13 protein-coding genes are annotated in these 13798 nt (G+C 67.3%); all 13 read left to right on the top strand.

The features are described 5' to 3' along the window. The first annotated feature begins 6 nt into the window (after nucleotides 1-6). Nucleotides 7-399, top strand: coding sequence for a chemotaxis response regulator CheY (cheY, locus tag QP457_RS10335; RefSeq protein ID WP_006365466.1), 393 nt, complete (start codon nucleotides 7-9; stop codon nucleotides 397-399). Beyond that, the gene (locus QP457_RS10330) at nucleotides 399-1004 is read left to right on the top strand and encodes a protein phosphatase CheZ (protein WP_025878978.1); all 606 of its coding nucleotides are present in this window, start codon (nucleotides 399-401) and stop codon (nucleotides 1002-1004) included. The genes cheY and QP457_RS10330 overlap by 1 nt, the downstream gene beginning before the upstream one ends. Nucleotides 1005-1006: 2 nt before the next feature. Further along, nucleotides 1007-2851: a chemotaxis protein CheA gene (locus QP457_RS10325; RefSeq protein WP_180166996.1), complete on the top strand. Its 1845-nt coding sequence runs from the start codon at nucleotides 1007-1009 to the stop codon at nucleotides 2849-2851. A gap of 125 nt (nucleotides 2852-2976) precedes the next feature. Beyond that, nucleotides 2977-3717, top strand: coding sequence for a flagellar motor protein (locus QP457_RS10320; RefSeq protein ID WP_089240989.1), 741 nt, complete (start codon nucleotides 2977-2979; stop codon nucleotides 3715-3717). Nucleotide 3718: 1 nt separating this feature from the next. Then, nucleotides 3719-4732 (top strand): flagellar motor protein MotD, encoded by a 1014-nt coding sequence (motD, locus tag QP457_RS10315; protein WP_205405311.1) that lies wholly within the window; start codon nucleotides 3719-3721, stop codon nucleotides 4730-4732. Between the two features lie 4 nt (nucleotides 4733-4736). After that, nucleotides 4737-5519 carry a ParA family protein gene (locus QP457_RS10310; protein ID WP_180166993.1) on the top strand — a complete coding sequence of 261 codons (783 nt, stop codon included), beginning with the start codon at nucleotides 4737-4739 and terminating at the stop codon, nucleotides 5517-5519. Continuing rightward, nucleotides 5516-6745, top strand: coding sequence for a chemotaxis protein CheW (locus QP457_RS10305; protein WP_205405310.1), 1230 nt, complete (start codon nucleotides 5516-5518; stop codon nucleotides 6743-6745). The genes QP457_RS10310 and QP457_RS10305 overlap by 4 nt, the downstream gene beginning before the upstream one ends. Nucleotides 6746-6829: 84 nt before the next feature. Continuing rightward, complete coding sequence (locus QP457_RS10300; protein ID WP_100465280.1) at nucleotides 6830-7138, top strand: STAS domain-containing protein; 309 nt, start codon at nucleotides 6830-6832, stop codon at nucleotides 7136-7138. Further along, nucleotides 7135-7500 carry a response regulator gene (locus QP457_RS10295; RefSeq protein WP_025878971.1) on the top strand — a complete coding sequence of 122 codons (366 nt, stop codon included), beginning with the start codon at nucleotides 7135-7137 and terminating at the stop codon, nucleotides 7498-7500. The genes QP457_RS10300 and QP457_RS10295 overlap by 4 nt, the downstream gene beginning before the upstream one ends. A gap of 45 nt (nucleotides 7501-7545) precedes the next feature. Continuing rightward, nucleotides 7546-9525 (top strand): chemotaxis protein CheA, encoded by a 1980-nt coding sequence (locus QP457_RS10290; RefSeq protein ID WP_205405309.1) that lies wholly within the window; start codon nucleotides 7546-7548, stop codon nucleotides 9523-9525. A 385-nt stretch (nucleotides 9526-9910) separates the two neighbouring features. After that, nucleotides 9911-12157 carry a methyl-accepting chemotaxis protein gene (locus tag QP457_RS10285; protein WP_205405308.1) on the top strand — a complete coding sequence of 749 codons (2247 nt, stop codon included), beginning with the start codon at nucleotides 9911-9913 and terminating at the stop codon, nucleotides 12155-12157. A gap of 213 nt (nucleotides 12158-12370) precedes the next feature. Then, the gene (locus QP457_RS10280) at nucleotides 12371-13144 is read left to right on the top strand and encodes a flagellar brake protein (RefSeq protein WP_205405307.1); all 774 of its coding nucleotides are present in this window, start codon (nucleotides 12371-12373) and stop codon (nucleotides 13142-13144) included. 149 nt (nucleotides 13145-13293) lie between these two features. Next, nucleotides 13294-13785, top strand: coding sequence for a chemotaxis protein CheW (locus QP457_RS10275; RefSeq protein ID WP_099818377.1), 492 nt, complete (start codon nucleotides 13294-13296; stop codon nucleotides 13783-13785). The last annotated feature ends 13 nt before the right edge of the window (nucleotides 13786-13798 follow it).

The raw sequence follows: 13798 nt of genomic DNA, 5'->3' as shown, positions 1-13798 counted from the left end.
TCTGCTTTGAACAAGAACATGCGCATCCTGATCGTCGACGATTTTTCGACCATGCGTCGTATCGTCAAGAACCTGCTGGGCGATCTGGGCTTCACCAACACCGCCGAAGCCGAGGACGGGCATGCCGCGCTGTCGTTGCTGCAGAGCCAGCCGTTCGACTTCGTGGTCACCGACTGGAACATGCCGGTGATGACCGGCATCGAACTGCTGAAGGCGATCCGTGCCGATGCCAAGCTGAAGACCCTGCCGGTGCTGATGGTGACCGCCGAAGCCAAGCGCGAGCAGATCATCGAGGCAGCGCAGAGCGGCGTGAACGGCTACATCATCAAGCCGTTCACCGCACAGACGCTGGAAGAGAAGCTCGGCAAGATCTTCGAACGCCTGGCGGCCAGCGCTTGATGGATACCACGGTCGACAAGAGTGCCCTCGCCCTGCGCCTGCAGGAAGCCCTGGACGCGCTGGAATCCGGCGACGAAGCGGCTTGGCGCCAGCGCATCGACGGCTTGGTCGCACTACGCACCCAGCCGATGATGAGCGGCCTTTCGCGGCTGGCCCGCGAACTGGGCCAGGCGCTGGGCGAACTGCCGACCGTGCCCGATGAAGCCGGCGAGCTTGACGACGCCTGCGCGCGCCTGGATCACGTGGTGGCGATGACCGAACAGGCCACCCATCGCACCCTGGACCTGGCCGAAGAGTGCCGCAGCCTGACCGAACAGCTGCGCGCCGATGGCCTGCAGCCGGGCCAGGACGTGCAGCTCGACCGCATCCGCCACAACCTCACCGAGATCGCCCTGACCCAGAGCTACCAGGACCTGACCGGACAGATCATCCGTCGCGTGGTCGGCATCGTCCGCCGCGTGCACGAAGGCTTCGGCGCGCTCGGCCTGCCGCCGGAACAGCATCGCACCGACCCGGAACTGGCCGGGCCGGCACTGAAGGGACTGGACCGCCATGCGGTCTCGCAGAACGACGCCGACGACCTGTTGTCGGATCTGGGGCTGTAACCATGGGCGCGGTAGCCGACGACATCACTGCCGATTTCATCATCGAGGCCCAGGAAATCCTGGATCGCCTTGGCGAACAGCTGGTGTCGCTGGAACAGGCACCGCAGGACAATGAACAGCTCAACGCGGTGTTCCGTGGCTACCACACGCTGAAAGGCGGCGCAGGTTTCCTCGGCATCACCGCGATGGTCGAACTGTGCCACGCCGCTGAAGAAGCGCTGGGCGCCGTGCGTGCCGGCCAGGCCGTATTGCAGGCGCATCACTTCGATGCCGCCCAGCAGTCACTGGACTACCTGCAGTCGATGCTTGACGCGGTGTCATCGGGTTCCGAGCCCGGCTTTGCCCCGCCCGAACTGGTCGCCCAGTTCGATGTGCATGGCGGTGGCGCGGCTGCACCTTCGGCCGCGACGCCGAATGCGGGCGCTGGAGACCTGATCACCGACGACGAATTCGAGGCCCTGCTCGACCAGCTGCACGGCGGCAAGGCGCCGACGACCGTAGCACCGGCGGTGAAGAAAGCCGACGACATGATCAGCGAAGACGAGTTCGAGGCGCTGCTCGACCAGCTGCATGGTGGCGCCGCCCCGGGCAGCAACGCCACCGCAGCGGTTGTCGCCGCACCGGCACCGCGACCGGCGCCCTCGCCTGCCCCGCCAACTGCCAGCAAGCCGGCGCCCAACAAGCCCGTCGCCGAAGCCGAACACACCGTGCGCGTGGATACCAAGCGCCTGGATGCCATCGTCAACCTGATCGGCGAACTGGTGCTGTCACGAAACCGGTTGAAGACGCTGCGCGCACGCCTGCGCGATGAAGAGCTGGACCGCGCCGTGTCGACGCTGGACATCGCCACTGCGCGCCTGCAGTCGGCGGTGATGCGCACCCGCATGCAGCCGGTCGGCAAGGTGTTCTCGCGCTTCCCGAAGGTGGCGCGCGACGTTGCGCGTTCGCTGAAGAAGGAAGTGGACCTGGAACTGATCGGCGCCGAGACCGAGCTCGACCGCAACCTGGTCGAAGCGCTGGCCGACCCGCTGGTGCACCTGGTCCGCAACGCCATCGATCATGGCGTGGAAACGCCGGAACTGCGCGAAGCGCAGGGCAAGCCACGGATGGGCCATGTGCGCCTGTCGGCACAGCAGGAAGGCGACTACGTCAGCATCGAAGTGCAGGACGACGGTGCCGGCATCGATCCGGAAAAGCTGCGCGCCAAGGCACGCGAGAAGGGCCTGATCGATCCGGAAGCCGCTGCCCGCCTGAGCAGCGAGGAATGCCTGCATCTGGTGTTCCTGCCCGGCTTCTCGACCAAGCAGCAGGTCACCGACATTTCCGGCCGCGGCGTCGGCATGGACGTGGTGCAGTCGCGCATCCGCGAACTGAGCGGGCAGATCCAGATCCAGTCGGAACTGGGCCGCGGCAGCCGCTTCATGATCCGCGTACCACTGACCCTGGCGATCCTGCCGACCCTGCTGGTGCAGGCCGGCGAAGACGTCTACGCACTGCCGCTGGCCCGCGTGATGGAAGTGCTGCATGCGCCGCGCACTTCGCTGGGCTGGTTCGACGGCCGCGCCGTGCTGGACCGTCGCTCGCACACGCTGGCGCTGGTCGACCTGCGGCAATGGCTGGATGTGACGCCGGCCGCCTCGCCGCTGCTGACCATCGTCGTGCTGCAGGCCGGTGAAGCACGCTTCGGGCTGGTGGTGGACCAGGTGCGCGGGCGCGAGGAAGTGGTGATCAAGCCACTGCCCAAGGCCCTGCGCGGCCTGCGCGGTTACGCCGGTGCAACCTTGATCGGCGATGGTCGCATGGCCCTGATCCTGGACGTGGACGGACTGCGCAGCCCACACGACTGACCCGATTCCTGAACGCGACACGCAATAGCGCCGGGCCAGCCCGGCGACACAGGAAACTGTGAACTCCGTTACACCAGATTCTCCCGGTGTCTCAAGTCCCATTCATACAAGCCGATACCGGACCCATGGATAGACTCAGCCTCATTGGACTTTTCCTCGCCCTGGCCTCGCTGGTCGGTGGCAGCATCCTCAAGGGCGCCGGCCTGGCGTCGTTGTGGTCGCCTGCGGCGTTTGTGATCGTCATCGTCGGCACCATCGCCGCCATCCTGCTGCATACCGCGCCGGCGGTATTCAAGCATGCGTTCAAGATCGTGCGCTGGGTCGTGCGCCCGCCGCACAGCGACCGTCGCGAACTGATCCAGCAGATCGTGGAATGGAGCAACATCGCCCGCCGCCAGGGCCTGCTCGGCCTGGAATCGCAGGTGGAAGCGCAGCGTGATCCGTTCCTGCGCAAGGGCCTGCAACTGCTGGTGGACGGTGTGGAACCCGAATCGATCCGGCACATGCTGGAAATCGAACTCGGCAGCCAGGAACACCAGGATCAGGCCGGCGCCAAGGTATTCGAGGCGATGGGCATCTATGCGCCTACGCTGGGCATCATCGGCGCCGTGCTCGGCCTGATCGCGGTGATGAAGAACCTCGCCGATCCGAGCAAGCTCGGCCACGGCATCGCCGCGGCGTTCACCGCCACCATCTACGGCATCGCCTCGGCCAACCTGCTGTTCCTGCCCATCGCCGCCAAGCTGAAGGGCGTGATCGCCCACAACTCGCGCGACCGCGAAATGGTCATCGAAGGCCTGATTTCGATCGCCCAGGGCGAGAATCCGCGCAACATCGAAACCAACCTCTCCGGCTTCCTGCACTGACATGGCCCGCCGCAAGCACCACGAAGAGCACGCCAACCACGAAGCATGGGCCATCCCCTATGCCGACCTGATGACGCTGCTGCTCGCCTTCTTCGTGGTCATGTACGCGATCTCCTCGGTCAACGAGGGCAAGTACCGGATCATGGCCGACGCCCTCACCGATGCCTTCGGTGGTGCGCCGCGCACCATCAATCCCGTGCAGGTCGGCAACAAGCAGGTGCAGGGCGGTGGCTGGGACAGCCCGTCGGTGATCAAGTCCGGCACCAAGATCGGGCCGTCTGCTCCGGCGCCGTCGCACGACCCCACCCTGCTGCCGGCGATGGCCTCGCAGATGCGCATGCCGGTGTCGGTGCACAACCAGGAGCAGATCGCGCGTGCCGAGCGCCAGCTCAACAGCATCGCCGACCGCCTGACCGCAGCGCTGGCACCGCTGATCGACCGCGGCATGATCAGCGTGCGCCGCACCGAACTGTGGATCGAAGTCGAGATCAACAGCGACATCCTGTTTCCGACCGGCTCGGCAGCGCTGGACGTGCATGCGCGCGACACCCTGGCCAGCCTGGCCGGCGTGCTGCGCGACGTGCCCAACAGCGTGCGCGTGGAAGGCCACACCGACAACGTGCCGATCGCCACCGCCACCTTCCCGTCCAACTGGGAACTGTCGGCCGGGCGCGCGGCCAGCGTCGTGCATCTGTTTGCCGACCAGGGCGTGCAGCCGTCGCGGCTGGCGATGGTCGGCTACGGCCAGTTCCGCCCGCGCGAAGCGAATGACAGTGCGCAGGGCCGCAACCGCAACCGGCGGGTGATGGTCATCATCCTGGCCGACACCAGTCATTCGGTGGACCCGCTGGGCGAACGTCTGAATGCCGCGACCGGGGCCACCCGCAACGCGAGCGAACAGGCCGCCGCAGCACCGGCCACCACCTCCAGTTCCCCCATCGCACCGGTGCAGTTGCCACCGGTGCCGGCTGGCAGCCGTGTCGGCGCCGCCGTTCCCCCGGCAATGAAGGAGTAATCCGATGCGCATCTGGGCAGTCGCCAACCAGAAGGGCGGAGTCGGCAAGACCACCACCACCCTCGCCCTCGGTCGCGGCCTGGCCGCGCTCGGCCATCGCGTGCTGCTGATCGATCTCGATCCGCATGCCTCGCTGACCCGCGCTTTCGGTGTACCGATCGAACCGGCACCGACCGGCGTGCTGGAACTGTTCGGCGCACCACCGGCCGACCTGTCCACGCTCAGCCACGCCAGCAACATCGGCGGGCTGGATTACGTGTGCGCGCAGGCCTCGCTGGCCACGCTGGAACGACGCAGCGCCAACCAGCCGGGCCTGGGCCTGGCACTGCAGAACGCCCTCGCCCGCCACCAGGGCCAGCACGACTACATCCTGCTGGACTGCGCACCGACCCTGGGCCTGCTGATGATCAACGCGCTGGCCGCGGCCGATCGCCTGATCATCCCCACCCAGGCCGAGCCGCTGGCCCTGCACGGCCTGGATGGCATGGTCCGCACCGGCGAGATGGTCGAGCGTTCGCGCCGCCGCCCGCTGCCGATCTCGATCCTGCCGACACTGTTCGACCGCCGCACCCGCACCGGCAATGAATCACTGCGCGCCATGCAGGACCGCCACGCAAGCCGCGTCTGGGAAGATGCGATTCCGATCGACACCCGCATCAGCAACGCGGCCGGGCTGACCCTGCCGAGCATCGGCGAGGACTACCCGGGCCGTGGCCTGGCGGCCTATCGCCGCGCGCTGAACTGGATCCTTGGTGAGGACGCACGCGCCCTGGAGCAGGCGGCATGAACACCACCGGCATGCTGGATGACTATCTGGACGAACTGCTCGGCGACATTGCCGTGGCACCGGTCGCCGCTGACGCCGCGCCCCGCCCGACGAGCGCAGCAGCAGACGCCGAGCGCGAACCGACCTGGGACGATCTGCCGGCCGAAGTGATCTACGAAACCGACACCGTCGCGGCCGCCCCGGCCAGCGACGATGCGGCGCTCGAGGCCGCCTTCGACGCCGCTACCGTGCCTGCAACCGACGCCGAGCGCGAGCCGACCTGGGACGATCTGCCGGCCGAGGTGATCTACGAAACCGACACCGTCGCGGGCACCCCTGCCAGTGACGACGCCTCCCTCGAGGCCGCCTTCGACGCCGCTGCCGCGCCTGCGGCCGACGCGGAGCGCGAGCCGACCTGGGACGATCTGCCGGCAGATGTCATCCATGAAACCGCGCCCGTGGCCGTTGCACCAGCCGCACCGCCCGCGCCGGAACCGACCTGGGATGACCTGCCGGATGAAGTGATCTACGAAACCGACGCCGCCGACAGCCTCGCGCACACCGATAGTCCCGGGCTGCAGGCCGCTTTCGAAGCCGCCGCCGACGGCGAGGTGGTTCCTGCCATCGCCGCGCCGGCCGCTGCCAAGGCCGCAGCGCGCCCCGCGCCGGCGCCGATGCCGTCGATGGCCCGCGCCGCCGTCGCACCACCGCCGCGGGTCGCGGTGGACACCCCATCCAGCAACCGTCCCGGCACCTGGCAGGAGCTGCAGGCCCAGGCGCATCAGCCCGCCAGCAGCCCGCACCCGCAGAACCGCCGCGCCGGCGAACGCACCTCACGTTGGCTGCGCCTGCGCTGCGGTACCCAGGCCTACGCGCTGGAGCTGCTGAAGGTGCAGGAAGTGGTGCTGCCGGTGCCGTTGCTGCCATTGCGCGGTACTGCCCCGGAAATGCTCGGCATCATGAACCTGCGCGGCCAGGTGGTACCGGTGATGGATCTCGGCCTGCACCTGGGTGCGGCCTCCGCCGAAGATGACGCGCAGACCCGCATTGTCGTGCTCGAAGAGAACGGCGAGACCCTGGGGCTGCGCGTGTCGGCCGTGGAGGATGTCGCCAACCTGACCGACTCGCAGATCGAACCGCCCGATACCGCCCGCATCTGCCAGATCTCCAATGACCTGTTCCGCGGCGTGGCCCGTATCAGCCAGCGGCCGATGATCCTGCTCGACGCCACGCAGCTGCTGGGGTGAATCGGCGCTCCGCGTCGATACCTCCCCTAAAGAACCGCCCCGCGGTGCCGTTATGAATGCTGGAACCGTTTGTCCGGAGCAACGATGAGCACTGTCGAACTGGGTGAGGATCTCGGCATCGAGAGCAGCACCGAGCTCAAGAACCGCCTTTCGCCCTTGGTGGCGGAAGCAGGCGAGCTGACCCTGGATGCAAGCCAGGTCGGTCGCATCCATACCGCCAGCGTGCAGGTGCTGTGTGCCTTCGTACAGGCCCGCCGCGAGGCAGGCCTGGGCACCGGCTTCCACGGTTGCACTGCAACCTTCCGTGACGCTGCACGCCTGTTGGGCGTCACCCAGGCCCTGGGCCTGGACGTAACCCATGACAACCTGAAATCTGTGGAGAACGCTGCATGAGCGCACGTATCTTGGTGGTGGACGATTCGGCGTCGATGCGCCAGATGGTTTCCTTCGCCCTCACCTCGGCCGGTTTTGCCGTCGAAGAAGCTGAAGACGGCGCGGTCGCGCTCGGACGTGCCAAGGGCCAGCGCTTCAATGCGGTGGTCACCGACGTCAACATGCCGAACATGGACGGCATCGCGCTGATCCGCGAACTGCGCCAGCTGCCGGACTACAAGTTCACGCCGATGCTGATGCTGACCACCGAATCGGCCGCGGACAAGAAGTCCGAAGGCAAGGCCGCCGGTGCCACCGGCTGGCTGGTCAAGCCGTTCAATCCCGAACAGCTGGTCGCCACCGTGCAGAAAGTGCTGGGCTGATCGCCCCGCACTGCTCCCCCTCTTCGCTTCCGGATCGCCACTGCCATGAGCATGGACCTGCAACGCTTCCACGCCACTTTCTTCGAGGAGAGCCGCGAAGGCCTCGACGCCATGGAGGCTGGCCTGCTGGCCCTGGAATCGGGACAACAGGACCCGGAGATCATCAACTCGGTGTTCCGTGCCGCCCACTCCATCAAGGGTGGCGCCGGCACGTTCGGCTTCGATGCCATCGCCGGGTTGACCCACGTGCTGGAGACGCTGCTGGATGAGCTGCGTGCCGGCAAGCGCGCACTCGAAGGCAACGCCGTCGATGCGATGCTGTCGTCGGTGGACGTGCTGCGTGCCCTGTTGCGCGAGGCCGAGCACGGCCAGCCCGCCGACCCCGCAGCGGTTGCCGCGGTGAAAGCGCGCCTGGAATCGGTGCTGTCCGGCCAGGCACCCGCCGCCGCCGCACCTGCTGCCGCCAGCCAGGTCGACGACACGCCGGAAGCCTGGCAGATCGGCTTCGCCCCGGCGCCGTCGCTGTTCATGAGCGGCAACGACCCGCTGCGCATCATCCGCGAACTGGAACACCTGGGTTCGCTGCAGGTGGCCGCACGCATGGATCGCCTGCCCGGCTTCGCCCAGCTCGACCCGCTCGAAGCCCACCTTGCGTGGGACCTGGGCCTGGTCGGCAAGGTGCCGCGCAGCAAGATCGAAGACACCTTCGCCTGGGTGCTGGACGACTGCGAACTGGACATCCGTCCGGCCGCACCGCCAAGCCTCGCCACCCAGGCGCCGGCCCCCACGCCAGTGGCTGCCCCCGCGCCTGCCGCTGCCGCACCGACGGCCAGCGCCGGCGCCAGCCAGGAAGCGGAAACCTCCATCCGCGTCAGCGTCGACAAGGTCGATGCACTGATCAACCTGGTCGGCGAACTGGTCATCACCCAGGCCATGCTCAAGCAGGTCTCGCACGCGCTGGACCCGGTCCATGCCGAGAGCCTGTTCGCTGGCCTGGACCTGCTTGAACGCAATACCCGCGACCTGCAGGAAGCGGTGATCGGCGTGCGCATGCTGCCGGTCGACGCAGTCTTCCGCCGCTTCCCGCGCCTGGTCCGCGACCTGTCCGGCCGCCTCGGCAAGCACGTGCGCCTGCGCACGATCGGTGAAGGCACCGAGCTGGACAAGGGCCTGATCGAGAAGATCGCCGATCCGCTGGTGCACCTGGTCCGCAACTCGATCGACCACGGCCTGGAAATGCCGGACGTGCGTCGCGATGCCGGCAAGGACGAGACCGGCACGATCACCCTGGCGGCCTCGCACCAGGGCGGCCACATCGTCATCGAAGTCAGCGACGACGGCCGCGGCCTGAACCGCGAGAAGATCCTGGCCAAGGCGCACGAACGCGGCCTGGCCGTGCCGGACAACCCCACCGATTCGCAGGTCTGGGACCTGATCTTCCAGCCCGGCTTCTCCACCGCCGACGCGGTCACCGACCTGTCCGGCCGCGGCGTGGGCATGGACGTGGTCCGCCGCAACATCCAGGCGCTGGGCGGCGAAGTGCAGATCGAAAGTGGCCTCGGAACCGGCACCCGTACGCTGATCCGGCTGCCACTGACCCTGGCCATCCTCGACGGCATGACCGTGGCGGTGGCCGGCGAAACCCTGATCCTGCCGCTGGCCTACGTGCTTGAAGCACTGCAGCCGCAGCCCGACGACATCCGCAGCATGGCCGGCGAAGGCCGCGTGCTGCGCGTGCGTGGCGAATACCTGCCGATCCTGTCGCTGAGCGAATACTACGGCTATGGCCAGCGCGCCCCGGGCAGTGAATCGCTGGTGGTGGTGGTGGAAGGCGATGGCCAGAAGATCGCGCTGGAAGTGGACGAACTGGTCGGCCAGCAGCAGGTCGTGGTGAAGAACATCGAGAACAACTATCGCCGCATCGGCGGCGTCTCCGGCGCCACCATCCTCGGTGACGGCCGCGTCGCCCTGATCGTCGACATCGGCGGCCTGGTGCGTTCGCTGCGGGTACCGCAGGCCGCCTGAGCCGCTCCACGCGCTGTGCCTGACCGCCGCCCTCAGGGGCGGCGGTTTTTGTTTGCGCGGGCCGCAGGCAGCAATCGTAGTCACGCGCAACGCGACTGCGCCCACAACTGTGAACTCCGTCGTCCTGCGCCGTGAACCTGAGCGGGCGCATGGTTTCGCCTGAAACCACGCGGTCACTGCGAAAGCCCCGCCAGTGCTTGCTTTCCGTGGGCTTCCCCTACGCCAGCGAATGTGACATCGGTCCATAAAGTACGGCGCAGCTGCGCCGCTATCTCGGGTTGACGGCAGTCACCGAACCCCCACCCGGCACGACCGTTCCCTCCTGCAACGACCTTTTTGCCCGCGGCGCCGCCGCCGGTATTCTGCCCACCTTGGAGCACCCTGCATGAAGTGGTTCCACGATCTGCCCATCGCCCGCAAGCTGGCTGTGGGATTCACCCTGACCACCCTGATGACCGTCGTGCTGGGTGCGTTTGCCCTGGTCCGCCTGTCCGAAGCCAATGCCAAGCTGACCTCGATGGCGACCAACGACATCCCATCGGTGCAGTACCTCGGTGAAGTGCGCTCGCAGCTGGGTGAGTTCCGCACCTATGAACTGGCCCAGATCAGCATGCTGGACCAGCCGGAAAAGGTGGCCGACTACAACAAGCGCATGAACGACACCGCTGCGGTCGTGCGCGAGCAGTTGGCCGCCTATGCCAAGCTGCCAGCCGGCGACAAGGAGCGCACGCTGTACCAGGCCGTGCAGGCCGACGTCGATGGCTACTTCGCCGCCAATACCAAGCTGCGCGAAGCGGCGACGGCGGGTGATGGCGAGGCCGCCCGGCAGATCTCCGATGAGCAGTCCCGCCCGCTGCGCCGCAAGGCCTTTGAGGACCTGAAGGCGCTGGGTACGCTGCTGGGAACCCAGATGCAGGGCAAGATCGAAGACGCCAACGCGACCCACCGCAACAGCATGCTGGCCATCATCGCCGCCATCGTGCTGCTGGTCGTGGTCGCCGCCGCCTTGGCCGTGATCATCTCGCGCGCCGTGGTCGGCCCGCTGGGCAAGGCCGTGCATGCCATCCAGGCCGTCGCCCGCGGCGACCTCAGCGTCACCACCCAGGCCACCGGCAAGGATGAAGCGGGCCGCATGCTGGCGGCCACCGCGGAGATGACCGCGATGCTGCGTCGCTTCTCCGAGCAGACCCAGCTGATGGCACAGATGCATGCCGGTCCCGATATCAGCCACCGCATTCCGGAAGACTTCCCGGGCGTCTACGGGCAGCTTGCCGGCGGCATCAACACGGTGATCTTCGAGCACCTCGATGCGATCCGCGATGCCATCGACGTACTCAACCAGTACGCCACCGGCAACCTCGCCCCCGATGCACGCCGCCTGCCGGGCAGCCGCGCGATCCTGCACGAATCGATGGATGCGGCCAAGGCCAGCCTGCTGGCGATCAACACGCAGATCCAGCAGTTGGCGTCGGCTGCTGCCGCCGGCGATTTCAGCCAGCGTGGCGATGCACAGCGCTTCGATCACGATTTCCGCGTGATGATCGAGCAGCTGAACAGCATGATGCACGTCGCCGACGGCAACCTTGGCCAGCTGTCGCAGCTGCTGCAGGCGATCGCCGCTGGCGACCTGACCGCACGCATGGACGGCCAGTTCCACGGCGTGTTTGCCCGTATGCGCGACGATGCCAACACCACGGTTGCCCAGCTGACCCAGATCGTCAGCCAGATCCAGGCCAGCACCTCCAGCATCACCTTGGCCGCAGGCGAAATCGCCTCGGGCAACAGCGACCTGTCGCGCCGCACCGAACAGCAGGCCGCCAACCTGGAAGAAACCGCCGCGTCGATGGAGGAACTGACCTCCACCGTGCGGCAGAACGCCGAGCACGCACGCCAGGCCAACCAGCTCGCCATCGGCGCGCATGGCGTGGCCTCGCAGGGCGGCGAAGTGGTCGGCCAGGTGGTCACCACCATGTCGGCCATCGAGGCGTCCTCGAAGAAGATCGCCGAGATCATTTCGGTGATCGACGGCATCGCCTTCCAGACCAACATCCTGGCGCTGAACGCGGCGGTCGAAGCTGCCCGTGCCGGTGAACAGGGTCGTGGTTTCGCCGTGGTCGCCAGCGAGGTGCGTACCCTCGCCCAGCGCTCGGCCGCCGCCGCCAAGGAGATCAAGGGCCTGATCGACGAATCGGTCGGCAAGGTCGCCGAAGGCTCCAGCCTGGTCCATCAGGCCGGCAGCACCATGGGCGAGATCGTCGCCTCGGTGCAGCGCGTCACCGACATCATGGCCGAGATTTCCGCCGCCTCGCAGGAACAGTCGGCCGGCATCGAACAGGTCAACCAGACCGTGGTGCAGATGGACGAAACCACCCAGCAGAACGCCGCGCTGGTGGAAGAAGCCACTGCTGCAGCGCGGGCGATGGAAGACCAGGCCGCGCAGCTGGGCGAGGCCGTCGCACGCTTCCGCCTGGCCGCACCGAGCCCAGGCAATGCGATGCCGCGCGCAGCGATGGCCACAGCCGTCGGTACTCCGCGCAAAGCGGCACCCGCCCCCATCGCGACGCCATCGCGCGTGCGCAAGCCCGTTGCGCAGCCGGCGCTGGCCGGCGACGGTGACTGGCAGGAGTTCTGATCGCAGCACCGGGGTGGCCCTGCGCCACCCCGACAGCGGACAGGTGGCGCCGGGCCATGCCCGGCCCCAGCGTCCCGCTTGCCCTTCGGCTTCCGGCATGGCACAACGAAGCCGTCGAACGCGTCCGGTGCTACATAAATCCGCAACGCAGCCGATACTTCTTTCGAGCCACGCACCCACACGCGTCGGCGCCCGCCCCTGACCACAGATTCCATGTCCGACGGCCACGACACTGCATCGCCCGAAGTCCATGCGGCCGACGCCGCCGACGATCGCTTTCTGGTCCGCAATCCGCGCCAGGTGCGGCAGCTGCTGCGTTCCCTGATCGAGCAGCGATCACTGATCAACGCCCATATCGACGGGCGCGATCGCTCCTTCCCGACCGCCCTGCTCGAACTGGACGACGACGAGGACATCCTGCTGCTCGATGGCAGCCCACAGGAAGCCTCCAACCGCGCCGCCGAACAGGCCGACCACCTGCTTTGTTTCGCCCAGCTGGAACGGGTGATGGTGCGTTTCCGCCTGCACGACCTGCAGCGCGTGGACAACGACGGCCACGTCGCCTTCCGGACACCGTTCCCCGAGGAGCTGGTGCACCTGCAGCGGCGTGAAATGTACCGGCTGGAGACCCCCATCACCGATTCACCGCAGTTGTTGCTGCCGCCGGGCGAGGCTCGCGCCGAAGCGTTGTCGATGCGGGTGGTGGACATCAGCGGCGGCGGCCTGGCGGTGACCGTACCCACCGACTGCGCCATCTTCAGCCTGCAGCAGCGCTACCGGGCCCAGTTGTCGATGCCCGATGGCCCGGACCTGCAGATCGACCTTGTGGTCTGCAACCTGCTGCCGCAACGCCTGCCCAACGGCACCGAGGTCAAGCGCGTGGGCATGCGCTTCGACGAACTGCCCCGCGGCGGCGACAGCGCCATCCAGCGCTACATCTTCCGCATCGACCGCCAGCGCAAGGCACGCCGCAACGGCGAGCTCTGACATCCCCATTTCGGGATCTGCCGGCCAGCGGCCGGCACTACCCTTCCCCAGTAGATCCACGCCATGCGTGGATGGATGCCTAAAGTCCCCCACTACGGGGCCGATATCGAGCCTGACACCGGCACTTCCGGCAGAACCAGGACCCCTCGATGAACGACAAGAACAGCTCCGCCGCCGGCGCCGATGGCGAATTCCTCAGCTTCACCCTCGGTGCCGAGCACTACGGCGTGGACATCCTCAAGGTGCAGGAAATCCGCGGCTACGACGCCGTCACCCGCGTCCCCGATGCCCCGGACTACATCAAGGGTGTCATCAACCTGCGCGGCACCATCGTGCCGGTGATCGACCTGCGCCTGAAGCTGCGCCTGGAAGATGCCCGCTACGACGCCTTCACCGTGATGATCGTGCTCAACGTGGAAGACCGCGTGGTCGGCATCGTGGTCGACAGCGTCTCCGACGTGATCCCGCTGTCGGCCGAGCAGATCCGCCCGACCCCGGAATTCGGTGCAGCCGTGGATACCCGCTTCATTTCCGGCATCGGCACCCACGATGACCGCATGCTGATCCTGCTGGATATCGAAACCCTGCTGGACAGCGCCGACATGGGCCAGACCCACGTCGTCGAAGACGCTGCCGCCTGATCAAACGGACCTT

Origin of the sequence: Stenotrophomonas sp. As-7 (assembly GCF_030291015.1) — a bacterium.
Taxonomy (GTDB): domain Bacteria; phylum Pseudomonadota; class Gammaproteobacteria; order Xanthomonadales; family Xanthomonadaceae; genus Stenotrophomonas; species Stenotrophomonas lactitubi.
The sequence above is the reverse complement of the archived record's forward strand: the minus strand, read 5'-3'. Positions and strand labels throughout refer to the sequence as shown.

What these genes read in the sequence shown, in the direction of transcription:
- QP457_RS10330 (WP_025878978.1), top strand. Translation starts at nt 399, where the DNA reads ATGGATACCACGGTCGACAAGAGTGCCCTCGCCCTGCGCCTGCAGGAA.
- QP457_RS10325 (WP_180166996.1), top strand. Translation starts at nt 1,007, where the DNA reads ATGGGCGCGGTAGCCGACGACATCACTGCCGATTTCATCATCGAGGCC.
- QP457_RS10320 (WP_089240989.1), top strand. Translation starts at nt 2,977, where the DNA reads ATGGATAGACTCAGCCTCATTGGACTTTTCCTCGCCCTGGCCTCGCTG.
- motD (WP_205405311.1), top strand. Translation starts at nt 3,719, where the DNA reads ATGGCCCGCCGCAAGCACCACGAAGAGCACGCCAACCACGAAGCATGG.
- QP457_RS10310 (WP_180166993.1), top strand. Translation starts at nt 4,737, where the DNA reads ATGCGCATCTGGGCAGTCGCCAACCAGAAGGGCGGAGTCGGCAAGACC.
- QP457_RS10305 (WP_205405310.1), top strand. Translation starts at nt 5,516, where the DNA reads ATGAACACCACCGGCATGCTGGATGACTATCTGGACGAACTGCTCGGC.
- QP457_RS10300 (WP_100465280.1), top strand. Translation starts at nt 6,830, where the DNA reads ATGAGCACTGTCGAACTGGGTGAGGATCTCGGCATCGAGAGCAGCACC.
- QP457_RS10295 (WP_025878971.1), top strand. Translation starts at nt 7,135, where the DNA reads ATGAGCGCACGTATCTTGGTGGTGGACGATTCGGCGTCGATGCGCCAG.
- QP457_RS10290 (WP_205405309.1), top strand. Translation starts at nt 7,546, where the DNA reads ATGAGCATGGACCTGCAACGCTTCCACGCCACTTTCTTCGAGGAGAGC.
- QP457_RS10285 (WP_205405308.1), top strand. Translation starts at nt 9,911, where the DNA reads ATGAAGTGGTTCCACGATCTGCCCATCGCCCGCAAGCTGGCTGTGGGA.
- QP457_RS10280 (WP_205405307.1), top strand. Translation starts at nt 12,371, where the DNA reads ATGTCCGACGGCCACGACACTGCATCGCCCGAAGTCCATGCGGCCGAC.
- QP457_RS10275 (WP_099818377.1), top strand. Translation starts at nt 13,294, where the DNA reads ATGAACGACAAGAACAGCTCCGCCGCCGGCGCCGATGGCGAATTCCTC.